The sequence below is a fragment of the Xanthomarina spongicola genome, from assembly GCF_003148645.1.
Classification (GTDB): Bacteria; Bacteroidota; Bacteroidia; order Flavobacteriales; family Flavobacteriaceae; genus Xanthomarina; species Xanthomarina spongicola.
Window position 1 is genome coordinate 47328 of sequence record NZ_QGGP01000002.1, and the last position, 24322, is coordinate 71649.

Annotated in this window: 23 protein-coding genes; 10 read left to right on the forward strand and 13 right to left on the reverse strand. The window is 30.5% G+C overall.

Going from position 1 to position 24322, the window contains the following annotated elements; all coding sequences use genetic code 11:
* Positions 1–57: 57 nt before the first annotated feature.
* The 8 genes from LX78_RS04245 to LX78_RS04280 all read left to right on the forward strand — a co-directional run bounded on the left by LX78_RS04245 (position 58) and on the right by LX78_RS04280 (position 10421).
* Positions 58–882, forward strand: coding sequence for an enoyl-ACP reductase FabI (locus LX78_RS04245; RefSeq protein WP_109681415.1), 825 nt, complete (start codon positions 58–60; stop codon positions 880–882).
* Between the two features lie 330 nt (positions 883–1212).
* The gene (locus tag LX78_RS04250) at positions 1213–3114 is read left to right on the forward strand and encodes a T9SS type A sorting domain-containing protein (protein WP_109681416.1); all 1902 of its coding nucleotides are present in this window, start codon (positions 1213–1215) and stop codon (positions 3112–3114) included.
* A gap of 172 nt (positions 3115–3286) precedes the next feature.
* Positions 3287–5419 (forward strand): T9SS-dependent choice-of-anchor J family protein, encoded by a 2133-nt coding sequence (locus LX78_RS04255; RefSeq protein ID WP_109681417.1) that lies wholly within the window; start codon positions 3287–3289, stop codon positions 5417–5419.
* Positions 5420–5498: 79 nt separating this feature from the next.
* Positions 5499–6500: a glycosyltransferase gene (locus LX78_RS04260; RefSeq protein ID WP_109681418.1), complete on the forward strand. Its 1002-nt coding sequence runs from the start codon at positions 5499–5501 to the stop codon at positions 6498–6500.
* Positions 6501–6504: 4 nt separating this feature from the next.
* Positions 6505–7467 carry a YbbR-like domain-containing protein gene (locus LX78_RS04265; protein WP_245881468.1) on the forward strand — a complete coding sequence of 321 codons (963 nt, stop codon included), beginning with the start codon at positions 6505–6507 and terminating at the stop codon, positions 7465–7467.
* Complete coding sequence (gene coaE / locus LX78_RS04270; RefSeq protein ID WP_109681419.1) at positions 7464–8051, forward strand: dephospho-CoA kinase; 588 nt, start codon at positions 7464–7466, stop codon at positions 8049–8051. The genes LX78_RS04265 and coaE overlap by 4 nt, the downstream gene beginning before the upstream one ends.
* 113 nt (positions 8052–8164) lie before the next feature.
* Positions 8165–9706, forward strand: coding sequence for a sensor histidine kinase (locus LX78_RS04275; RefSeq protein ID WP_109681420.1), 1542 nt, complete (start codon positions 8165–8167; stop codon positions 9704–9706).
* Positions 9707–9710: 4 nt separating this feature from the next.
* Positions 9711–10421, forward strand: coding sequence for a response regulator transcription factor (locus tag LX78_RS04280; RefSeq protein ID WP_109681421.1), 711 nt, complete (start codon positions 9711–9713; stop codon positions 10419–10421).
* A gap of 49 nt (positions 10422–10470) precedes the next feature.
* On the opposite strand, the gene LX78_RS04285 is transcribed toward LX78_RS04280, so the two are convergent.
* From LX78_RS04285 to LX78_RS04325, 9 genes are all read right to left on the reverse strand, one after another.
* The gene (locus tag LX78_RS04285; protein WP_109681422.1) at positions 10471–10983 is read right to left on the reverse strand and encodes a YybH family protein; all 513 of its coding nucleotides are present in this window, start codon (positions 10981–10983) and stop codon (positions 10471–10473) included.
* A complete protein-coding gene (gene miaA / locus LX78_RS04290) occupies positions 10980–11933 on the reverse strand; it encodes a tRNA (adenosine(37)-N6)-dimethylallyltransferase MiaA (protein ID WP_245881469.1) in 954 nt (317 codons plus the stop codon). The genes LX78_RS04285 and miaA overlap by 4 nt, the downstream gene beginning before the upstream one ends.
* Positions 11884–12735 (reverse strand): ion transporter, encoded by an 852-nt coding sequence (locus LX78_RS04295; RefSeq protein WP_109681424.1) that lies wholly within the window; start codon positions 12733–12735, stop codon positions 11884–11886. The genes miaA and LX78_RS04295 overlap by 50 nt, the downstream gene beginning before the upstream one ends.
* A 26-nt stretch (positions 12736–12761) precedes the next feature.
* Complete coding sequence (locus LX78_RS04300; RefSeq protein ID WP_109681425.1) at positions 12762–14720, reverse strand: DUF3857 domain-containing protein; 1959 nt, start codon at positions 14718–14720, stop codon at positions 12762–12764.
* Positions 14717–16087 carry an exonuclease domain-containing protein gene (locus tag LX78_RS04305; RefSeq protein WP_109681426.1) on the reverse strand — a complete coding sequence of 457 codons (1371 nt, stop codon included), beginning with the start codon at positions 16085–16087 and terminating at the stop codon, positions 14717–14719. Before LX78_RS04305 ends, LX78_RS04300 begins: the two co-directional genes overlap by 4 nt.
* Positions 16088–16141: 54 nt before the next feature.
* Positions 16142–16801, reverse strand: coding sequence for a YggS family pyridoxal phosphate-dependent enzyme (locus LX78_RS04310; RefSeq protein WP_109681427.1), 660 nt, complete (start codon positions 16799–16801; stop codon positions 16142–16144).
* Between the two features lies 1 nt (position 16802).
* A complete protein-coding gene (locus tag LX78_RS04315; protein ID WP_109681428.1) occupies positions 16803–18041 on the reverse strand; it encodes a DUF1015 domain-containing protein in 1239 nt (412 codons plus the stop codon).
* A 116-nt stretch (positions 18042–18157) separates the two neighbouring features.
* Positions 18158–19048 carry a 3-hydroxyacyl-CoA dehydrogenase family protein gene (locus tag LX78_RS04320; RefSeq protein WP_109681429.1) on the reverse strand — a complete coding sequence of 297 codons (891 nt, stop codon included), beginning with the start codon at positions 19046–19048 and terminating at the stop codon, positions 18158–18160.
* Positions 19049–19146: 98 nt separating this feature from the next.
* A complete protein-coding gene (locus LX78_RS04325) occupies positions 19147–20106 on the reverse strand; it encodes a Gfo/Idh/MocA family protein (protein WP_109681430.1) in 960 nt (319 codons plus the stop codon).
* A 140-nt stretch (positions 20107–20246) separates the two neighbouring features.
* Here LX78_RS04325 and LX78_RS04330 point away from each other — a divergent pair, with 140 nt between their 5' ends.
* Positions 20247–20888, forward strand: coding sequence for a protein-L-isoaspartate(D-aspartate) O-methyltransferase (locus tag LX78_RS04330; RefSeq protein WP_109681431.1), 642 nt, complete (start codon positions 20247–20249; stop codon positions 20886–20888).
* Here LX78_RS04330 and LX78_RS04335 read toward each other — a convergent pair.
* The 4 genes from LX78_RS04335 to deoC all read right to left on the reverse strand — a co-directional run bounded on the left by LX78_RS04335 (position 20885) and on the right by deoC (position 23402).
* Complete coding sequence (locus tag LX78_RS04335) at positions 20885–21412, reverse strand: hypothetical protein (RefSeq protein ID WP_109681897.1); 528 nt, start codon at positions 21410–21412, stop codon at positions 20885–20887. The genes LX78_RS04330 and LX78_RS04335 overlap by 4 nt on opposite strands.
* A gap of 70 nt (positions 21413–21482) precedes the next feature.
* Positions 21483–21941, reverse strand: a complete 459-nt coding sequence (gene smpB / locus LX78_RS04340) for an SsrA-binding protein SmpB (protein WP_109681432.1) — start codon at positions 21939–21941, stop codon at positions 21483–21485.
* A 69-nt stretch (positions 21942–22010) separates the two neighbouring features.
* The gene (deoD, locus tag LX78_RS04345; RefSeq protein WP_109681433.1) at positions 22011–22709 is read right to left on the reverse strand and encodes a purine-nucleoside phosphorylase; all 699 of its coding nucleotides are present in this window, start codon (positions 22707–22709) and stop codon (positions 22011–22013) included.
* A gap of 21 nt (positions 22710–22730) precedes the next feature.
* Entirely contained in the window at positions 22731–23402 is a 672-nt protein-coding gene (gene deoC, locus LX78_RS04350) for a deoxyribose-phosphate aldolase (protein ID WP_109681434.1), read from the reverse strand.
* A 283-nt stretch (positions 23403–23685) separates the two neighbouring features.
* Here deoC and LX78_RS04355 point away from each other — a divergent pair, with 283 nt between their 5' ends.
* Positions 23686–24318: an OmpW/AlkL family protein gene (locus LX78_RS04355; protein ID WP_109681435.1), complete on the forward strand. Its 633-nt coding sequence runs from the start codon at positions 23686–23688 to the stop codon at positions 24316–24318.
* Positions 24319–24322: the final 4 nt, after the last annotated feature.

Below are 24322 nucleotides of genomic sequence, written 5' to 3' on the forward strand. Positions count from 1 at the left end.
TTAAGCTAACAACAAAACAAAATTAAAGTCTATAAACTAACGACTAAAATTCACAATATGTCATACAACTTATTAAAGGGAAAAAGAGGAATTATTTTTGGAGCTCTAGATAAAAATTCTATAGCTTGGAAAACAGCTGAACGTGTTCATGAAGAAGGTGGAACTTTTGTTCTTACAAATGCTCCTGTAGCACTACGTATGGGAGAAATTAATGCGTTAGCAGAAAAAACAGGCTCTCAAATTATTCCAGCAGATGCAACTTCATTAGAAGATTTAGAAAATCTTGTGGAAAAATCTGTAGAAATTTTAGGTGGAAAATTAGATTTTGTTTTGCATTCTATTGGAATGTCTATCAACGTTAGAAAAGGTAACGCTTATACAAGTCAAAATTACGATTGGACTCAAAAAGGAACAGATATATCTGCTATGTCTTTTCATAAAGTCATGCAAACACTATATCAAAAAGATGCCATGAACAAATGGGGAAGTATTGTAGCCTTAACTTATATGGCAGCACAACGTGTATTCCCAGATTATAACGATATGGCTGATAATAAAGCGTATTTAGAAAGTATTGCACGTAGTTTTGGATATTTTTTCGGAAAAGATAATAAGGTACGTGTGAATACTATTTCTCAATCTCCAACACCTACAACTGCTGGAAGTGGCGTAAAAGGTTTCGATGGATTTATTGCCTATGCAGATAAAATGTCTCCATTAGGAAACGCTACAGCTTTAGATTGTGCCAACTATACAGTAGCCATGTTTAGCGACTTAACAAAAATGGTAACATTACAAAACTTATTCCATGATGGTGGATTTAGTAATATGGGAGTAAGTAATGAAGTTATGGAAGCCTTTGTTAAAGGGGTCGAAAAATAAATAATTTTATATTATATAGTAAAAGCGAGCCATATTTTTATGGTTCGCTTTTTTTTGATTTAAAAGTTAATAATTGTAATTAATCTGTTGAAGATATTGGTTTTTTAAAGCAATAGAATAAACCTGAAAAATATACAATTATAAACATGGAACCATACTATTATATAAATAGTTTATATTGTTATTAGTAGAAATAATATGCATTTCGTCGGACTAATTCGGATTTAATCGATAAAAAATGCATTTTATCGAGTTAGATAAATTATCATTTATTTAACTGATAATAATCTATATTTTTAGCCCTTTAAATAACAATTTAATCAAATAAATATGAAAAAAATTACATTATTATTTTTTACTATAATTGCTTTTGCATTTAGCTTTCAGGCTAATGCACAATGTAATTATACTTTAGAAATGAACGATTCTTACGGAGATGGTTGGAATGGGAATACTATGGATGTTCTAGTTAATGGAACTGCTGTTTTAACAGGTGTAACTCTAGCTGATGGTTCACAAGGCACTATGGCTTTTACAGTTAATGATGGCGACGATGTTACTACTAACTGGATAGGTGGCGGTTCTTATGCTTATGAAACTTCTTACAGAATCTTAAATTCAGTAGGAGGTGAGGTTGGAGCAGGTGCTGAAACTAGTATCACAACTGGTACTATTACTGCTTCATGTCCAACATGTACACAAGTAGTATCAAACAGCGAAACAGTGATTCCAGATTGTGGAAACTCACAATTTAGTGTAGATGTAGATGTCGCTACAGTAGGAGACGGAACGTTTATAACAGATGGTTTAGGAGGTTCTTTTGCAATTGTTAATGGAATAGTAACTGCTGGGCCTTATGCAACAAGTTCAACAGTAACTTTAACCGTAGAACATTCAGATGGAGCTTGTGATTATTCTTTAGGAGATTTTAGCTATGACTTATGTCCATCAATTGTGATATGTGGGACTCCAACAAATTCAACATACTGTTATAATGATTATGATACAACAATGTTTGCTTATCAAAGTTCTGACGGTTCGGTATTAAAAGTAACATTTAATGCAGGTGGTATAGAAAGCTGTTGTGATGATTTAGTTATTTTAGATTCTGATGGAGTTACAGAATTATATAGAGGTGCAAATGGTGGTGATTTAACTGGAGTTACAGCAACAGCTACTGGTGATACTATTTATGTAGGTGTAGATTCTGATGTGTCAAGTAGTTGTGATAGTGGTGCACAAACTCCACAGTGGGATTGGGATGTAGTTTGTTTAGCTTGTACTTCAGGTGAAGCAACAGCAACTGTAATTGAAAATTGTGGAGCATCAACTTATACTATTCAAGTAGATGTTACTACTGTAGGAGATGCAACTGATATTACTGATGGGACTACAACTTTACCATTTACTGGTACTCAAACATTTGGTCCTTATGCTTTTGGAGTTAATACTACTTTAGATGTAGTACATTCAGATTCAGCTTGCGACTTCGCTTTAGGAACATATACTTTTGCTGCTTGTCCTCCTGCAAATGATGATTGTGCTAATGCAGAGGCTTTAATACCTTCTGCAACTGCAGCAATAGTATGGGTTACAGGTACAACTTCTGGAAATACAGCTTCTGGAGAAGTAGCGGACGTTGATGTGTCTTGTGGTTCATTTGGTAGTGGTAGAGACACATGGTACTCAGTCGAGGTGCCAGCTTCTGGAGAAATTACAATAGAAACTCAAGCTTCTACAGGATCTTCATTAACAGACACTACTGTTTCTGTATTCTCAGGAACTTGTGGAGCTATGGCTGGAACAGAAATTGCTTGTAATGATGATGGAGGTACAGGTGCTTTCTCATTAATTGCATTAACGGGTCAAACTGCTGGAGCTATACTTTATGTAAGAGTTCAAGAATATGGTGCTGCTGCAGCTAGAGGTCCTCAAGATGGTCCTTTTGAAATTGCTGCTTATGCTACAGACCCAACTTTATCTACTCAAAATTTTGATAAAGGCTTAGCATTTACTTACTATCCAAACCCTGTAAATAACTCACTTTCTTTAAGAGGTTTAAATACTATCCAAAACGTAGCAATTTATAATATGCTAGGTCAAGAAGTATTACGTACAGCTCCTAATACAGTAGATAGTAATATTGATATGTCTAATCTTCAACCAGGAACTTACTTTGTACAAGTAATGGTTGAAAATGCAACAAAAACAATTAAAGTGATTAAGAAATAATTTAACACTTATATAAATTTTAAAAAGCCACTCTATTGAGTGGCTTTTTTTATTGTAATTTATTTTGTCGATTAAAACAGAGTTATATCGATTTAAATTTTTGCAAGATAAGATTGTTATTATTTATTTATAAATTTAATATTATTAATTATGTTAAATAAACTTATCACTTATGAAAAAAATTACATTTTTGTTATTTGCTTGTGTTGCCTTTTGTTGGCAAGCTAATGCACAATTTACGGAGAGTTTCGACACTGAAATTCCCACGACATGGACCATTTTAAATGAAGATGGTGGAACTTATACTTGGACACATCAAACACAATATCCACAGGCAGGAGCTGGTCATGCTAGAATTCACTGGGAAACTGCAGCTCATAATGATTTTTTAATAACACCTCAATTTTCTGTAACTGCTAATGTTTCTGATAGAATCTCATTTTTTGCTGGTATTGATGGAACATTTTGGACAGAAACTTTTGATGTAAGAGTATCTACTACTGGAACAGCAGCTGGAGACTTTACAACTATAGCTAGTGAAACTGCGACTACTGATGCCGATGGTAATTATACTAAATATACATACGATTTGTCTGCTTACAATGGGATGAATGTATATGTTGCTATTGTAGCAACAGATACTGATCGTTTCTACTTATATGTTGATGAATTTGTAAATGATGGTGTACCTACTTGTACTCCAGGTGTGGCAAATGCAACTATAATTGAAGATTGTAACTCGTCTTCTTATACAATTGAAGTAGTAGTTACTAATGTTGGAGACGCTACAACAATTACAGACGGAGTAACATCATTGGCATTTACTGGAACTGTAACATTTGGACCTTATGCTTTTGGGGTTGATACAACTTTAGATGTTGTTCATTCTGATGGAGCTTGCGATTTTACTTTAGGTACTTATACTATGAATGCTTGTCCTACACAAAACGATGAGTGTGCTAACGCTATAGATTTAGATGCTTATGCTAATAGTGATGGGTCTTGTACATTAACTTACGTAGGCTCAAATATTGGTGCAACTTTCTCTGCTGCAGAGGGAGCTCCAAGTGCAACTTGCGTTGATGGATCTGCAACTCCAGCAGATATATGGTTTACATACACAGTGCCAGCTTCTGGAACATTTGATTTTGAATTTATAACAAACCCTGGGTTCTCATCTATAGTAGAATTATATACGGGAACTTGTGGAAGTTTAACAGCATGGACTCCTGTAAACTGTGCTAATTCAGCAAGTAGAACTTTTAGTGGGTTAACTCCTGCATCTACAGTTTATTTACGTGTATGGGATTATGGTAGTGATGATGAAGGCACATTAGAATTATGTGTTAATTATGTAAACTGTTCTGCAACTGTTGTAGATAGTTCTACAGTAGTACCAGATTGTGGAAACGATCAATTTAGTGTAGATTTAGTTGTATCTTCAGTAAACGATGGTACTTTTGTAACAGATGGTTTAGGTGGTTCTTTTGCAGTAGTAGCAGGAACAGTAACAGCTGGTCCTTATGCAGATGCTTCAACTGTAACTTTAACAGTAGAACATTCTGATGGTGCTTGCGATTATTCATTAGGAGATTTCAGCAATACGTGTGGACCTTCTGAAAATTGTGGTGCTTATTCTAGCTCACCAGGAAGTGCAATTACGACAGGAACACCAGTAAATGATATTATTACTGTTTCTGGTACTGGACCACAAGTCCTTTTAGATTTAAACGTTATTGTTAAAATTAATCATACTTTTTTAGGTGATTTAGAGATTACATTAACTAGCCCAACAGGTACTGTTGTAGATTTAATGTTTGACCAATGCCTTGGTAATGATAATATGGATATTGAGTTTGATGATGATGGTGTGGCTATAGTTTGTGGAACACCTACTATAGGTACCTTCACTCTTTCAAATACAACAGGAGCTTTATTAGCTGATTTTGATGATGAAACTTTTGATGGAGATTGGACATTAACAGTAGTAGATGATGCTGGTGGTGATGATGGGACTTTAATACAATGGTGCTTAGTTCCTGCGTTATATAATTTAGGTATTGAAGAATTATCTCCTGACAATTTCTCTTACTATCCAAACCCAGTGAATGAAAACTTAACATTAAAAGCTCAAAAAAATATAGAAAACGTAGCTATTTATAACATGTTAGGTCAAGAAGTATTACGTACAGCTCCTAATACATTAGATAGTGATATTGATATGTCTAATCTTCAACCAGGAACTTACTTTGTGAAAGTAACTGTTGAGAATGCGACGAAAACTATTAAAGTAATTAAGAAATAATTAATATTATTTAATAAATGCAATTTAAAAGCCACTCTATTAGAGTGGCTTTTTTTATTGGTTTAATTACATTTGTGACATGCAATTACAATTTTCATTTATTATTCCTGTTTATAATCGTCCAGACGAAATAGAAGAATTGTTATTTAGTTTTTCTAAGTTAGATACAGCCACTAATTTTGAGGTTGTAATTGTAGAAGATGGATCTAGTGAAACAGCAAAGGAAGTAGTTAATAAGTATAGAAGCTTATTAGATATTTCCTATTATTTTAAAGCTAATTCTGGTCCTGGAGATTCCAGAAATTATGGAATGAAACAGGCAAAAGGGAATTATTTTATCATTTTAGATTCAGATTGTATTTTACCACCACACTATTTAAATGAAGTTGAGGAAAGTTTAGAATTAGATTTTGTGCATTGTTTTGGTGGACCAGATGCTGCTCACGATTCTTTTTCTTATGTGCAAAAAGCTATTAATTATTCTATGACTTCTTTTCTTACAACAGGAGGTATTAGAGGAAATAAAAAAAGTATAGATAAGTTTCAACCTAGGAGTTTTAATATGGGACTCTCAAAAGAGGCATTTTTAAAAACAGAAGGATTCGGGAAGATACATCCTGGTGAAGATCCAGACCTTACAATTAGGCTTTGGAAGTTAGGTTATAAAACAAAGCTATTTCCAAATGCGTTTGTGTTCCATAAGCGAAGAATATCTTGGTCCAAATTCTATAAACAAGTAAGTAAATTTGGTTTAGTAAGACCTATTTTAAATAAATGGCATCCTGAAACAAGAAAACTAACATACTGGTTTCCTACAATATTTATTTTTGGTCTCATTTTCGCATTTATTTTCTTTGTTTTGTTTCAGTATAAATGGTTGCTAACTATATATTTAGTATATTTTATATTCGTTTTTATTCATGCTTTTGCAAGAACAAAAATTTTGTATGTGGCTATTTTATCAATAATAGCTGTTATTATACAATTTTTTGGCTATGGTATTGGGTTCTTTAAATCGACAGTAGTTATTAGCTTTTTAAATAAAAAACCAAAAGAATATTTTCCAGAATTATTTTTTTAGCCTCATGTTAAGAAATATTAAATCTAAAATACTAGCATCGATACAGAATAAGAAAATTAATATTTTTCTATTGTTTTTGGTATTGTCTTTTGTTGTGCTTTTAGTATTAAAACTTTCTACAACTTATACTAATACTATTACTTTTAAAATAAATAAAATTAATGTCCCAGAAAGTTATTTAGTGTTAAATGATAGCTCACATACATTAAAAATTACTTTAAGGACTAGTGGGTTTAACTTGCTTAAGTATTATTTCAAAAAACCTAATGTCGACATTGGTTTTAACGAGAATATTGAAAAGTCAAAAGATTATTATATTTGGAATAAGCATCAAGGGTTTTCCGATTTGAACCTTCAATTTGATAAAGACATTGAGATAGTGAGTATAATTCCGGATACTTTAAAATTTAGATTCGATGTTAATGCAGTTAAGAAAGTGCCTATTAAATTAAATAGTAAATTGTCTTTTAGTGTGGGATTTGATCTGCTAGATTCTATTAAAATTGTACCAGATTCTATAAAAATAATTGGTCCAGAAGTGTTAGTTTCTGAAATATCATTTGTAGAAACAGATACTTTTAGACTAAAGGATATTAAATCGGATATAGATAGCCCTGTTTTATTAAACCTTCCTAAAGACAACAATCTTATTTTTTCTGAAAATTCCGTTGAAATTAAAGCAGACGTTGATAAATTTACAGAAGGGCATTTAAAAATTCCAGTAACTGTAATTAATGTTCCAGATAGCCTTAAAATTAAGTATTTTCCAAAAAAACTTTATGTTACTTATTATACAAGTCTTTCCAATTATAATTCAATTAGTGCAAATGATTTTATTATTACTTGTAATTTTAATGAAGTAGAAAAAGAATCAGAATATTTAAAACCTCAAATAGTACAACAACCTAAAGATGCTAGAAACGTGAAATTATCTCAAGAACAAATAGAATTTATAATAATAGAATGATAATTGTAGGTCTAACAGGAGGAATTGGTAGTGGTAAAACCACAGTTGCAAAGCAATTTAATGCTTTAGGTATCCCTGTTTATATTGCAGATGATGAAGCAAAAAAACTTATGATTAGATCCAAAATCATAAAACGAAAGCTAATTCAATTATTTGGTGAGCAAGCTTATATAAATGGAGCATTAAACAGACCTTTTTTGGCAAAGAAAATTTTTAATAATGCTTCCAATTTAGAAAAAATGAATGCAATTGTGCATCCAAAAGTGGCTTCACATTTTAAAAGATGGGTTAATAAACAAAAAGCACCTTATGTACTTAAAGAGTCAGCAATTCTATTTGAAAATAATTCATATATAAATTGCGATTATATAATTACAGTTACTGCTCCTAAAGAATTAAGGATTGAAAGACTTCTAAAAAGAGATGAAACTAGTTTGGAAAAGATTCAGGCTATTATGAATAATCAATGGAATGATGATAGAAAAACTGAAAAGTCAGATTTTGTTATTGTCAATACAAATTTAGAAGATACTATACGTCAGGTACAACTGACTCATAATAAAATCGTTAACTTCATACAATAAATCTTAAATTTTAACATTTTTGTTAATGTAAGGTTAAATGATAAGTAAGCTAAATGTTAAAATGTTAATTTTGAACGATGGGCAAAAAGTTATTCATCATACTGATACTATTAATGAGCTTATCTTTAATAGGTATCATTTTCGTTCAGGCATATTATATTAATAACTCTATAGAAAATGAAGAAGAACAATTTACTTTTAATGTAAAAAAGGCGTTAAGCTATACGTCTAAAGAAATTGAAAATAGAGAGTTTAAAGATTATGTTATTAAATTGCAGCCGCTTATAAATCAAGGTGTAACACCAGATTCGACAGCGTTTAGAGAATTTTATTTAAAAGAAGATAATAGCGATTCTAACGAAAAGCTAATATATAGAAATAGTATTTTAGAAGAGAATTATAAATTATCTTCATCGATCTTTGACATAGGTTTAGATAGTATTAATATTAGAAAAGTATTAAGCGATAGAGAAACCAAAATATTGAAAGGAAATGCCATTGAGTCTAATTCAAATTTGAATTTAGATGCTATGATGTTTGAATTTGGTAAATTATCTAAAGGCGTAGAAATTTTTTATGATACAGCTTACGAAGATTTATCTTACCGAGTACCTATCCATAAACGTATTTCTCAAGAAGAAATTAATAACTTACTAAAAAGTAAACTTGCTGAAGATAATATTTACATAGATTATCAATTTGCTATTTACAGTAATGATTTGGCTACAAAAGTACAAAGTGAAGATTTTGAACTAGAAAATGCATCAACTTTTAGTATACCAATCTTTCAAAATAAAAACGATTTAAGTAATTATAGATTGTTAATAAATTTCCCTAAAAGAAATGTATTTGTACAGTCGTCCATTATAAAAATGACATTGCTTTCAATCATTTTTACGTCTATTATAATTATTGCTTATGCAAGTGCTTTAATGCAACTTTTAAGACAGCGTAAGATTTCTGAAATAAAAACAGACTTTATTAATAACATGACTCACGAATTTAAAACACCTATTGCTACCATAAATTTAGCTCTAGATGCCATTAAAAACCCTCAAGTTATTGACGATAAAGAAAGAGTCTTGCGATACTTGAAAATGATTAAGGACGAAAACAAACGGATGCATGCTCAAGTTGAAAATGTATTAAGAATATCTAAACTAGAAAGAAACGAACTAAACATAAGTAAGGAACGTGTTATTTTACACGACTTAATAGAAGATGCAATAACACATGTTCAATTAATAGTTGAAGATAGAAATGGGAAGATAAATATTGAATTATTAGCAGATAAATCTTCTGTTTTAGCAAATGAAACACATTTTACCAATGTTATAGTGAATATTCTAGATAATGCTATAAAATATACGCCAGAGTCTAGAGCACCAATAATAGATGTTTCTACAGAAAATGTTGGAACAAATATTTTATTAAAAATAAAGGATCAAGGCAGTGGTATGAGTAAAGCTGCACAAAAACGTGTTTTTGAAAAATTTTATAGAGAACACACAGGAGACAGGCATGATGTAAAAGGTCATGGACTAGGTTTAGCATATGTTAAACGAATTGTAGAAGACCATCAAGGTCATGTATCAGTTGAAAGTGAAAAGGACAAAGGAAGTACTTTTATAATTAAGCTTCCATTAATATCGTAAAGCTATGAGTGAACAACAAAAAAAAATATTATTAGTAGAAGATGATCCAAACTTTGGAACCATTCTTAAAGATTATTTAATGATGAACGATTATCAAGTAATACATGCTAAAAATGGTATGGAAGGCTTTGAGAAATTTAAAAAAGACGATTTCGATTTATGCATACTTGATGTAATGATGCCTTATAAAGATGGGTTTACATTAGCTAAAGAAATTAGAGAAAAAAATACAGACGTACCTATTGTTTTTCTTACTGCAAAAGCAATGAAAGAAGACGTGCTTAAAGGATACAAAGTAGGAGCAGACGATTATTTAAACAAGCCGTTTGATAGTGAAGTGTTATTAATGAAAATTAAAGCTATCATGCAACGTAAAGCTACAGAAACAGTGGCTGATAGTAAACAATTCGAATTTAAAATTGGTGGTTTCCATTTAAACTCTAAACTTCGTTTTTTAACTTATAATGGAGGAGAGCAAGTAAAATTATCACCTAAAGAAAACGAATTATTACGTTTGTTGGCTTTACATGAAAACGATTTAATGCCAAGAGAATTAGCATTAACTAAAATTTGGAGAGACGATAACTACTTTACTTCGAGAAGTATGGATGTTTATATAGCAAAACTTAGAAAGTATTTAAAACTTGATGAAAATGTTGAAATTTTGAACATTCATGGAGAAGGGTTTAGGCTTGTAGTAAACCAGAATGCTTAAATAATAATTTTTATAAAAAGAAAAACCAGGTATTAGCTGGTTTTTTTGTTTAATATCTACTGTAATCATCTATTGCAAAAGCTTTATTATATGTAGAAACATCTACAGTATTTTTTTCGCTTGAATCATAATCAATAAGTATTTTCCAAATGTCTTTTTCCTTTCTTAAAATCACATGAAATTGTCCATAATAGCTTTGTTCTTGGGCTGTATTTGAATTAATAGTTAATTTGTAAACCCCTCTTTCAGAAGCTGAATCTTCGTTATTTAAGCGTTCAAAAAAACGAAATGAGATAGTTTGTTCAGCATTGTGGCTTTTCCATCTTTCTTCGTAATTTTTTATATAAGCTTCTTTGTTTTGAATCCGTTTTCCATCGGCATTAATTCTAATTAAATCATTACTATGAATGTTAGCAAATATCTTATAATCATATGTTTCAAAAGCATTTGTAAAAGGTATCCAAATTTGATTATCAATGGCATTTAATGATGATACAGTTTGTGAGAAAACTTGAAAATGCATTATGAAGCAAAGCAATAAAATAATCTTGTTAGTTTTCATATACAATTTATTTTAGTGTTAATAGAATTAATTACGTCTTGAATATCATGATTGTAGTCAAACCAAATTATACCTTCGTTTTTTCTAAACCATGTCAACTGTCTTTTAGCAAAACGCCTAGAATTTTTTTTGATTTCAGAAACGGCAACATCTAAAGTCCATTCGCCTTCAAGGAATTTAAACAACTCTTTGTAACCAACTGTATTTAGAGCATTTAAGTGTTGTTTGTTTTTTAGGTTTTTTACTTCATCTAATAAGCCTTCATTCATCATTATATCTACACGTTGGTTAATTCTGTTATATATAATGTCTCTATCTGCAGTTAGGCCAATTGAAATAGTATTAAAATGGCGTTTTCCTTTTTCTTTATTTAAAAAAGAAGAATATGGTTTCCCAGAACCAATACAAACTTCTAATGCTCGAATAACACGTTGCGGATTATTTATAGCTATATTTTTGTATGAAACCGGATCTAAATCTTTTAATTTTTTCTGAAGAGTTTCAAGTCCTTCATTTTTTAATTGCGTGTTTAAAGTATCTCTTATACTGGAATCTACCTCAGGAAAATGGTCTAACCCATTAATTACAGCATCTACATATAAACCAGAGCCACCAACCATAATAACAATATCATGTGTTTTATATAAGTTTTCTAAAAGGTTAATAGCATCTTTTTCAAATGCACCTACATTATAATTATCTTCAATAGACTTATGATGAATAAAATGGTGTTTTGCTGCAGCTAATTCGGTTGTAGTGGGAGCAGCTGTTCCAATTTGCATTTCTTTAAAAAATTGTCTGGAATCTGCCGAGATAATTTCAGTATTAAAATAATTTGCTAATTTAATACTTAATGATGTTTTACCAATGGCTGTTGGACCAATTATACTAATTAACGTTTTAGTCATGGTGTAATTCGCATCCACATTTATAGCAAAATTGTGCTCCATCTTGATGCTTTTCGTTTAAGCAATTAACACAACATTGGGTGTTAACATGAACAGGGTTGTCTTTAGGAGCTTCTTTTGGTTTATTTTGAGCTGTATATTCTGCCGAAACAATTCCAGTTGGAACTGCAATAATACCATAACCAAGAATCATTACCAATGAAGCAATAAATTGCCCAATTGGTGTTTGTGGCGTAATATCTCCAAATCCAACAGTTGTTAAAGTAACAATACACCAATATACGCTTTTAGGAATGTTTGTAAAACCATTTTCTTCACCTTCTACTAAATACATAATGGTTCCAATAATAACTGCTATTATAACAACAGCAAATAAAAACACCGAAATTTTCGCTCTGCTTGCTTTTAAAGCTAAAACTAGGTTGTTTGATGCTCCTAAAAACCTAACAAGTTTTAAAATTCTGAAAACTCTTAATAAGCGTAAAGCTCTTAAAGCGACTAAGGCATGTGTTCCAGCAAAGATTATAGATAAATATTTAGGAATGGTTGAAAGTAAATCAATTATTCCATAGAAACTGGTAATATATTTTATAGGCCTTTTAACCGAAACTATTCTGGCTATATATTCAATAGTAAATAGAATGGTTATTATCCATTCAGAAATGTCTAAAAAAGTATGAAATCTAGCATCAATACTTTTAACACTTTCAAGCATAACAAGAACTATACTAGCTAAGATAGCTACAAGTAATATCAGGTCGAATAATTTTCCTGCAGGAGTATCTGCTTCATAAATAATTTCATGAAGTTTATCTTTCCAGTCTCTATTAGTTTTGTTGTCCATTAAGTTCAAAAGTACTAAAAGATTTGTTATTTATGCTTTAATACTAATAATGAGTTTTTTTGCACATCTATAATAGTTCCCATAAACATTTTTAAACTTTCATAGTAATCTGGATTATAAATAGCTTCTTTAAAATTAAATTTAAAATACATCAAAATAGAGTTATCTACTACTTTTGTTGTAAAAATCAATAACCCCTTATTGTTTGGGAGGCCTATATTTAAATCTTCTGGAGTTTCAAGTACATCATAGTTTTCGTTTAAATCTATCTTCAAAGTATATAAATAAGTGTCTTTAAAGCCAAAATCTATTGGATAAGTTCTCTCTTGTAGCTTAAATGGGTTTTCGTCCATTAATTTAAAGAGGAAGGGGTTAATATATAAATTACCGCCAATATTTTCTGCTTGATATTCTATTTCAAATTCTTCTAAAAACTCATAACTAGTTTTATCCTCACTAGATACTGTATGGTTTAAAAATGTAATAGAATGATACTTTTCTTTATACTTTTTTAGATAATCGATTTTATTATCATAGTATTTCTTTTTTATTGGTAATGCATGATAACCTGTTGTATTGGCATTGATTTTTCCTAATAGAATGTCATCGTCTTCTAATTTCAAATCTACTCTGTAATGCGTAGTTGTTATGTTTGTTGGGTTTAAATCTATCCAATACCCATTGGTTTTGAAATCTAATAAATGGCCATATTGATTTAAGCATCTAAAAGGGAGTTGTCCAAATGCTAAATATTTATCTGTGGCATCTAATAAATATGTATTATCATTAATTTTGATTTGCACTATTAAGTAATTAAAATCAGAGATAACAGGATATAATTTAGTAGGAAGACCATTATCTCTTGTAGATATTAATATTGGTGTAACATCAAAATCCTGACTTTCTAATAAGTTATAAAGTAGCATGTTAATTTCAGACACTTTTCCAGACTTATTATTAATTAGATCCTTTACAGACACATCATTCCAAATGCTGTACTTTTCATTCCAAGTATAATTAGTTTGAACATATTTATATATGTCTGTTGCTTTTTTTAAAACATCCAATTCATCAGTAATATTACGAGGAAGTAATTCCTTTGTATAGCTATTATTTCCTAATTGTTTACCTAGGTTTTTATCAGATTTAATTTCGGAATGGACAGTTTTCCATGTTTTTGTGTAATTATTTGTTAACCCTCTAAAATCTTTAAATGTTTTTAACTCGTATTCTAGTCTTGATAAATAATTCTCTTTAGTAGTCATAAAATCTTCCATAATAAAAGCTGGAATATCTTTCATTCTATAAATGGTATTAATACAATTTGCTTTACCTCCATTACCTACTTCTAAACAAGTTTTTTCAATAGATTCTTCCATATTTGTTAGATTTAAGTATCCAACTAGTCTAATGTTATATTCCCAATTACCTGGAATACTTGTGTTATATTCTGAATAGAGTTTAGGGATATCTTCTTGAAAATCCCATTCTTTATATTTAAACATAAAGGGAGAATCTATCATATAGCTATAATTAATAACAGAACCTTCTTTTAAGTTTGGGAAAGTGAATTTTATAATAGAATTATTTTCGTTATAAACCTCTTCAATAATATCATTTTCATTTAATTGAGTTTTTGTAACCAGACCATTTTCAACATTATAGGTTGTTGCCATAATGTTTGTTACTTTTTCTCTACGTCTATCTTTATTATATAGATAAATCTGTATAGTGGCTTTGTTGAACCCTTGTTTATTGAATATTTTAATTTTTTTCTTTATTTCGGTTTTTAGCCTAAAATCTCTATCATCTACATAGCTGTTTCCATATTCATAAAGTACTAAAGCATTTGCAGTAGAATCCTTTTCATAAAAATTAGTTTCCAAATCTGCGCTTGTAACAGTGAAATTTTCGGAATTAAAAACTGATTGCGAATAAATGTTTATTGAGAGTAAAATGGCGCAAATTAAGTAGGGTTTTTTCATTGATTTATAAGTGGAATAATTTTGAGGTTTTTATTTCGCCTTAAATAACTTTGAATAATATGCTGAGCATCTCTATTGTTTTCCATAGGTGTAATTAGAGATTCTAACACATCTGTATTTGTTATTTGATAATTAAGATTTGCAAAGCCAAAACCAGAAAATACGCCGTTTTTTATTAATATAACACTGCGTTCGTCGACGTCTCTTCCTTTATCAATTATAGCCATGTTTAAATTACTATATCTATTTTTTTCTATAAGTTTATTAACTCGTTGGTTGTAAATCTCTATTTCTTCTTTATTAATACATGCGCCATTGCATTGTTTTAAGTTATAATTAAAACAACTATTTTTTGTAGGATACAAGCCAGTAAGTTTCTGGCACAAATTAAATTCTTCTACTATTTTAAAAAGAAACTGTTTAGCACTATTTCTCGTACTAAATGTTGTAATAGCACTTTTTCTACCATCGGCTTTATCAATTGTTAAATTAATATATCCATTTTCATCTTTAAAACTATATAAGGCATGAGTAAAAATGTTTCTTCGAAGAGCTCTGTTAAAAATAGGTTTATTACGTTTTATTTCTTCGCTCTCTTTCAATAATGCAATTAATTCATTTCCTGTAGCTTCATAAGTAACAGCTGCTGTTTGTAATTGAATTTTTTTTGATTTAGAATTAGTATTAGAAAAATGTTGACTGAGTCTATTCTTGATGTTTTTGCTTTTACCTATGTAGATAATTTCTCCTTTATCATTATGAATATAATAAACACCAGTAGTATGAGGAAGATTGTTTAATATTTGCTTTAAACTAGGTTCCATTTTGAAAGTTGGTTCTACTACTATAGCATCTTGTACAATCACTTTTTTAATGTCCTTAGCAAGTAGCATTTTAAAAAGTTTTATAGTAGCCAATGCATCTCCATTAGCTCTATGTCTGTCGCTTACTGGAATACCTAATGATCTAGCTAATTTTCCTAAACTATAGGATGCTTGATCTGGAATAAGTGTTTTAGAAAGCGAAACTGTACATAAGGTTTTTCTTTTATATGGGAATCCTAATCGTTTGAATTCAGTTCTTAATATTCTGTAGTCAAATTCGGCATTATGAGCAACAATCACACAATCTTCGGTAATTTCAATAATACGTTTAGCTACTTCATAGAATTTAGGGGCATTTTTAAGCATATTGCTATTAATACCTGTAAGATTTACAACAAAAGGTTGAATGTCTCTCTCAGGATTAACCAGACTAATAAATTGATCGACTACTTGATGCCCATCAAATTTATAAATAGCTATTTCTGTAATGCCTTCTTCGTTATACTTTCCACCTGTGGTTTCTATGTCGACTATTGCGTAAATAAGATATTCGTTTATTTAAGTCGTAAACTGAAAAAATACGACTATAACTGTTTGTTAATTATAATTTCGTTCTCCAAAGATACTACTTCCAACACGAATCATGGTACTACCACAATCAATTGCTAATTGATAATCACCACTCATTCCCATAGAAATAATATTCATTTCTGGATGTATAGTTTTAAGCTGATTAAAAACGTGTTTTAGTTTAAAAAATTCGCTTTTAATTTGCTCTTGGTTGTCTGTAAAGGTTGCCATCCCCATCACACCAACCACGTTGATGTTTTTTAATTCTGAAAATTCTGTTGCTTGTAAAATCTTTGAAGCATCGCTTGCTGTCATTCCAAATTTAGAATCTTCTGAAGCTATTTTTATTTGAAGTAAGCAATCTATAACTCTATCATGCTTATTTGCTTGTTTATTTATTTCTTTAAGCGTTTTAAAATTTTCAACTCCATGAATTAAACTTACAAACGAAGCCATGTATTTTACTTTATTTCGTTGTACATGACCAATCATATGCCATTTAACATCTTTTGGCATTTGCTCATGCTTTTCAGTCATTTCCTGGATTTTGTTTTCCCCAAAAACACGCTGTCCAGCTTGGTAAGCTTCCAAAAGGTCGCTAACAGGTTTAGTTTTAGAAACAGCAACAAGTGTTACATGTTGTGGTAAGGTAGATTTTATGTTTTGTAAGTTTTGTTTTATGGACATTTTAAAATTCGTAAATAGTGACACCACTTCTTAGTTTTGGCTCAATATAAGTGCTTTTTGGAGGCATTTTTAAACCATCCTCTGCTATCTGTTTTAGTTCTTCTACTAATACAGGAACCATAACAAAACCAACTTTAAATTCACCACTATCTACACTACTTTTAATATTTAAAATATCTTTTTTTCCATTGATATAAGTAATTCTTTGATCGTTTCTTAAATCTTCAATTCCTAAAATAGGGTTTAGAATGGTTTTATATAGAATTTGAGAATCTAAACCATCTAAGGATGTTTCAATATTATAAATGGTTTTTCGTAAGTATAGAGAATAGAAATCGCCATCTAAATACATACTGAAATGATGCTTCTTTGTTGGTTGATATGGTATTTTCCCTCTATTTTCAATTCGATAGAAAGTATCCAGCTGAATTAAAAATTCTTCTTTAGTTAACCCGTTTAAATCTTTAATCAATCTATTAAAAGCATGAATTTGTAAATCGGATTCAGGTATTAAATAACTCATAAAAAAATTATAATCCTCATCTCCATGATGGTCAGGATTTGCATCTTTTAAATCTTTATAAAGTAAATATGAAGAAGCAGATCGATGATGTCCATCTGCAATATAAATTGTTGGAATATTATTGAATTCTTTCTGTATAATTTCTATTGTTTCGGGGTTGTCAACCTTCCATAGATAATGTGTGTCTCTATAGGTAGTAGTAAACTCAAATTCGGCTCTTTCTTTATGTGTTTCGTTTATTATTGAATCTATTACTGCATTATCTGGATAGGTTAGGAGTACAGGTTCTGCATTAAAACCAACAGTTTTTAAGTAATCTTTAAATACAATTTCCCTATAAGCAATGGTGTCTTCATGTTTTTTAATAACATTGTTTTCGTAATCAAGAGCACTTGCAGCTGCAATAATGCCATTAAATACTTGATGTTCTCTATCTACAATTTTATAGATATAATAACAAGGGTTTTCATCTTGAGCAAAAATATTATCTTCTATAAATTCTAAATATCTGTTTCTAACTAGGCTATATCTTGCTTCACCAGAAATTTCTTTGTCGAATCTATATCCAGGATTTACAATTTGTAAAAATGAAAACGGATTATCTCTAAGTCTGGATTCAAGCTGTTCCTTTGTATAGCTTTGGTATGATCTAGCTGCCACAAGACTTACTTTGTCTCGTGTAGGACGTACTGCTTTAAAAGGAATTATTTTAGCCATAATTTGTTTTTTTATGTCATTACGAGCTTATTTATTTAAAAAAAACGGATAATCTTAAAACGTGACTTTTCCAAAGAGATTGTCACGACCTTCGTCTTTGTAATGACAGCGCTTTTTTATTTTAAAAACTGCTTAGCAACTTTCTCTGCTTTTCTGCTTTCAGAATAATCGTAAAAGCCTTCCCCAGATTTCACACCTAGTTTTCCAGCCATTACCATATTAACTAGTAAAGGACAAGGTGCATATTTAGGGTTTTTAAAGCCATCGTACATGACATTCAATATAGATAAACATATATCAAGGCCAATAAAATCTGCTAGTTGTAATGGTCCCATTGGATGAGCCATGCCTAGCTTCATAACAGTATCTATTTCTTCAACACCAGCAACACCATTATAAAGTGTTTCAATAGCTTCGTTTAGCATTGGCATTAAAATTCTATTTGCAACAAAACCTGGATAATCGTTTACTTCGGTTGGAGTTTTACCTAATTGTTTAGATAGTTCCATGATAGTATTTGTAACCTCATCGCTTGTATTGTAGCCACGAATAATTTCCACCAATTTCATAATTGGAACAGGATTCATAAAGTGCATACCAATAACCATTTTTGGTCTGGATGTAACAGCAGCTATTTGTGTAATTGAAATAGATGATGTGTTACTAGCCAGAATAGTATCTTCTGGACAAGCGTCGTCAAGTTGTTTGAAAATTTTAAGTTTTAAATCAATATTTTCTGTTGCAGCTTCAACAACTAAACTTGCGTATTCAACACCTTCGTTAATATTAGTAAACGTTGTTATGTTACTTAATGTTTTAGCTTTATCTGCTTCGGTAATTTTTTCTTTAGCAACCATTCTATCTAAGTTTTTAGAAATGGTATCCATACCTCTTTTTAAAGAAGCTTCGCTAATATCTATAAGTTGTACTTTAAATCCACTTTGAGCAAAAGTATGTGCAATACCATTTCCCATGGTTCCGGCTCCTATTACTGCTACGTTTTTCATTGAAAATTTATTTTCATTCCCTTGAAAAAGGGAATCTTGTTAATTTTTATTTTATAATGTTTGCGTTTTTTTTCTTTTGTAAAATAATAGAAATGAGATTAAAATTGATCAATTATCATTGTTGCTACACGTAAGGCTTCTGTACCATCATGTAATGTAACTATTGGTGATCTGTTGTTATTTATAGCGTCTGCAAAAGAATTTAATTCATCCAGAATAGCGTTGTTGTTAGCTATTTCAGGATTGTCGAAATAAATTTGTTTTTTTACGCCTTCTGCATTTTGAAGAATCATATCAAAATCTCCAGGATTTTTTGGTGCATCTTTCATTTTTACTACTTCGCATTTCTTTTCCAAGAAATCTACAGAAATATATGCGTCTTTTTGAAAGAAACGCGATTTACGCATGTTCTTCAATGAAATCCTGCTAGCAGTTAAATTTGCTACACAACCATTTTCAAATTCTATTCTGGCATTGGCAATATCTGGTGTATCGCTAATTACCGAGACACCACTTGCAGAGACATTTTTAACTTTAGATTTTACAACACTAAGGATAATATCTATATCATGTATCATTAAATCTAAAACCACAGGAACATCTGTACCTCGAGGATTAAATTCTGCCAATCGATGTGTTTCAATAAACATAGGATTAACAATTTGATCCTTTACAGCCAGATATGCTGGATTAAATCTTTCAACATGCCCTACTTGCCCACGAATATTGTGTTGTGCTAAAAGTTCTCTAATATGCTCGGCTTCTTCAACCGTATTTGTAATAGGCTTTTCAATAAAAATATGTTTACCTTTATCTATGGCTTTAATGGCACATTCGTAATGCGAAAGCGTTGGTGTAACAATATCCACCATGTCAACAGCATCAATTAAAGCATCAATAGAATTGAAGTATTTATAACCAAATTCTGCCTCAATTTTTTTTGCATATGTTTCATCTGCATCATAAAAACCAACCAATTCATATTTTTCAGATTGATTAAGAAGTCTTAAATGAATTTTCCCAAGGTGTCCAGCACCTAGAACTCCAGCTTTTAGCATGATTTTACGTTTTCAACAAAAATAAGATTTTACTTTTAGAAATAGGATAATAGAAAATAGAAATTAATTGAAAGTTTAAAACTTTAAACTTTGAACTTGTTGCTTATTGAATTATTTTAGCCTTGAAAATTCACCTACCATTGAAAGATACTTTTAAACATAAAGGATTAAGACAACAACTTGTTGAAACTATAAAAAGCAAAGGCATTAAAAATGATAAAGTTTTAGAGGCTATTGGTAAGATTCCACGACATTTATTCATGGATTCCGGTTTTTTAGACCACGCTTATCAAGACAAAGCGTTTCCTATTGCTGCAGATCAAACTATATCTCAGCCATATACTGTAGCTTTTCAAACAGAATTATTGCAAGTAAAACCAGGAGATAAAATATTAGAAATTGGTACAGGTAGTGGCTATCAAACAGCTGTTTTGTGTGAACTTGGAGCAGTAGTTTATAGTATAGAAAGACAACGTGAGCTCTATAAGAAAACGAGTAAGTTTTTACCAAAATTAGGATATAGAGCCAAGAAACTTATTTTTGGTGATGGTTATATAGGCTTAAAAGCAGAAGCGCCATTTAATGGTATAATAGTAACAGCTGGTGCACCTTTTGTGCCAAAACCTCTTCTTAGTCAGTTAGCAATTAATGGTCGTTTGGTAATACCAGTTGGAGACGATATTCAAGTAATGACATTATTCATTAGAAAAGGAGTGAAAGATTTCGAAAAACATGAGTTTGGCGAATTTAGATTTGTACCTTTATTAGAAGACAAAAATTAATCTTTAGGCAGATATTCCATTGGGATTGGATTATCTGGAGTTTCTTGAGTCCAATAAATATTTAAAACCCACCATCTTTGGCCATCATTAAGCAATTGAATACTATTGATACCTCTCATAAAAGGTTCAGTATCGGTTTCACTATAAAAAGATTCATAGGTGCTGAAAACTTGAGTTATATTTCCAAATGTATCAACTTTCCTATAAATTTCTTTTTCAAAAAAACCATTTTCAACTAACCAAGTTCCAGAAGTATTGATATAATCTAAAGGAGTCATAAAACGAGCTTCATAAATACCTTCTTTGTTTTTTCCTGAAGGGATAAGCTTTGCATCTGGCTTGAATAAGTATTTAAATAAATCCCAATCTCTTTCTTCTCCTTTTTCACCAGAAATTACAGCATAAAGAGTTTTTATAGTGGTATCTAGTGTTTCTACTTTATACGAATATGCATCAGTGTTTTCTTGGGCATTTAATGTAAAAGAAAGTAATAATATAAATAGTAAAGAGATTAGTTTTTTCATTTTAATTAGCATTTAATGAAATTAAAATTAATGTTTTTTGAATAAAATGAGAGTTAAAAGATTAATAATTCTAATTAAAACTTTTTTTAACTCTGTCCAATCTTACTTTATTCTCTCGATCTTTTATTGTGTCTCGCTTGTCAAAAAGTTTTTTACCACGTGCTAGAGATATATCAAGTTTAGCTAAGCCTTTTTCATTAATAAATAATCTGAGAGGAATAATAGTTAAACCAGTATTTTTAACCTCTTTTTCAAGTTTTTTAAGCTCTTTTTTATTTAATAAAAGTTTTCTTGTAGCTTTTGGCTTATGATTATAATAAGTTCCATAAAGATATTCTTCAATAGTCATATTAACTACAAACAATTCACCTTGTTCATTAAATTCACAAAAACTTTCAGCAATAGAGGCTTTGCTATCTCTAATAGATTTTATTTCTGTTCCTGTTAAAACAATTCCAGCTGTATACTTATCCAGTAATTCATACTGGAATTTGGCCTTTTTGTTTTTTATGTTTACAGTTTTTTGCATGTTTGCCAAAGGTAATTACAATAAATGAAATTACAAGAGTATACAATAGAGTAATAAGATTTCTGAAGTTTAAGCTAGTTCAAGAGCAATATCTATCATTTCTTTAAACGTTGTTTCACGTTCTTTGCTAGTAGTACGTTCGCCTGTTACTAAAGAGTCTGAAATGGTTAAAATAGTCAACGCATTTACATTATGTTTTGCAGCTACAGTATATAATCCAGCAGTTTCCATTTCAACACAAAGTACTCCAAACTTAGACCACTTTTTATAAGATTCAAAATCGTCTGCATAAAACTCGTCAGAAGTAAATACATTTCCTGCTTTAAGAGGGATATTTTTCTTTTTTGCTACTTCAACTGCTTTTAGAAATAAGCCAAAATCTGCAGTTGGAGCATAATCTGCACCACCAAAGCGAAGCTCGTTTACACCAGAATTAGACGATGCTGCCATTGCCAATACTATATCTCTAATTTTAACATGTTTTTGGTAAGAACCAGAACTACCAACACGAATCAGGTTTTTAACACCATATTCTGTAATAAGCTCATGAGCATAAATGGAGATACTAGGCACTCCCATTCCTGTTCCCATTACAGATACACGTTTTCCATTGTAGGTTCCAGTAAAACCAAGCATGCCTCTAACTTTATTAAAACAAACAGGATTTTCTAAAAATGTTTCAGCAATCCATTTAGCACGAAGTGGATCTCCTGGCAGTAAAATAGTTTCAGCAATTTCACCTTTTTTTGCTTCAATATGAACACTCATAAGTTTAAATGTATTAGTTAGTTAATAGCCTGAATTCTGTAGAGTTGATTTGGTATTAGTAACAATAGTTATACCTGATGAGGTTCCAATTCTATCTGCTCCAGCATCAATATATTTCATAGCAGTTTCAAAATCTTTTATTCCACCAGAAGCCTTTATTTTAGCTTTATCTTTAATGGTTTTTTTTATCATTTTAACTGCAGTTAAGGTTGCACCTCCTTTAGAAAAACCAGTTGAGGTTTTAATAAAATCTGCATTAGCATCTAAACAAATCTGACAAGCTTTTAGGATTTCGTTTTTAGAAAGCTCGCTAATCTCTAAAATAACTTTTAAAGGCGTTCTACCAATACCTAGTTTAACATCGCAAATATCTTTGTATACAGCTACATAATTTTTGCTTTTTAACATGCCAATATTAATCACCATATCAATCTCGTCAGCTCCATCTTCTACAGCCTTTACAGCCTCAAAAACCTTAGCTTCAGTGCTCATGGCTCCTAAAGGGAAACCAACAACAGAACACACTTTTACATTGCTTCTGGTTAATAAATGTTTTGCTAATGCTACATAGTAACTATTGACACAAACTGAATAAAAGCGATGCTGTTTAGCTTCATCACAAAGTTCTTTTATATCTGTTTTAGTGGCAGTTGGTTTTAAAAGGGTATGATCTATATAATTGCTTATGGACATGATTTGTAGATTATAGGTTAAGTTGTAGCAAAAATACGATTAACTGTTCATATTATCATTAAAAATTTTGAACTTTATTACAATTTTATGATTATTATAATTTTTAAATCAATTAAGATTAAGCAATGTTTTTTAGTTGAAAAAAAAGTTTAAAAAATTTTACTGCGTATGTTTTTGATTTAAAGGTAGATGAAGCGTTATGGTAGCTAACATGATAATTGTCAGTATTTAGTTTTTATTATGAAGCTAATTTTGTGTTAAATAATAACTAAATATTTTACCAATGAAAAAAATAATTTTTAGCGCACTAATTGCATTTTTATTTGTTTTTAATGCTCAAGCACAAGACATCAACACTGAAACAACAAATGACTATAGTAAATGGCAAGCTCGTTTTAGAGTAATAGCTGTAATTCCTTCTCCAGGAGATAATTTAGATGGTGCAGATGTAGATATTTCAACATCTTTTGTCCCAGAATTAGATTTTACATATTTCTTTACTAAGAATATTGCAGCCGAATTAATTTTAGCAACTACTAAACATGATGTAGAGGTTGGAAATCAATTTGATAGTGCAGATTTAGGTCACGTATGGTTATTGCCACCAACGTTAAATCTACAATACCATTTCTATGCAGGAGATTTTAAACCATATTTAGGTGCAGGTATTAATTACACCATTTTTTATGGTATAGATGCAGGTGATGTTGTAGGAATGGATTACGAAAACTCATTTGGTTTTTCTTTCCAAGCTGGAGTTGATTATAACATAAATGACAAACTATTTTTAAATTTAGACATTAAGCAATTGTTACTTTCAACAGATGTGGATGTAGATACTGGAGAAGGCGTGTTGCCAGTAGAAGTAGATATAAACCCACTTGTAATAGGTGTTGGTGTTGGAATGAAGTTATAAAATA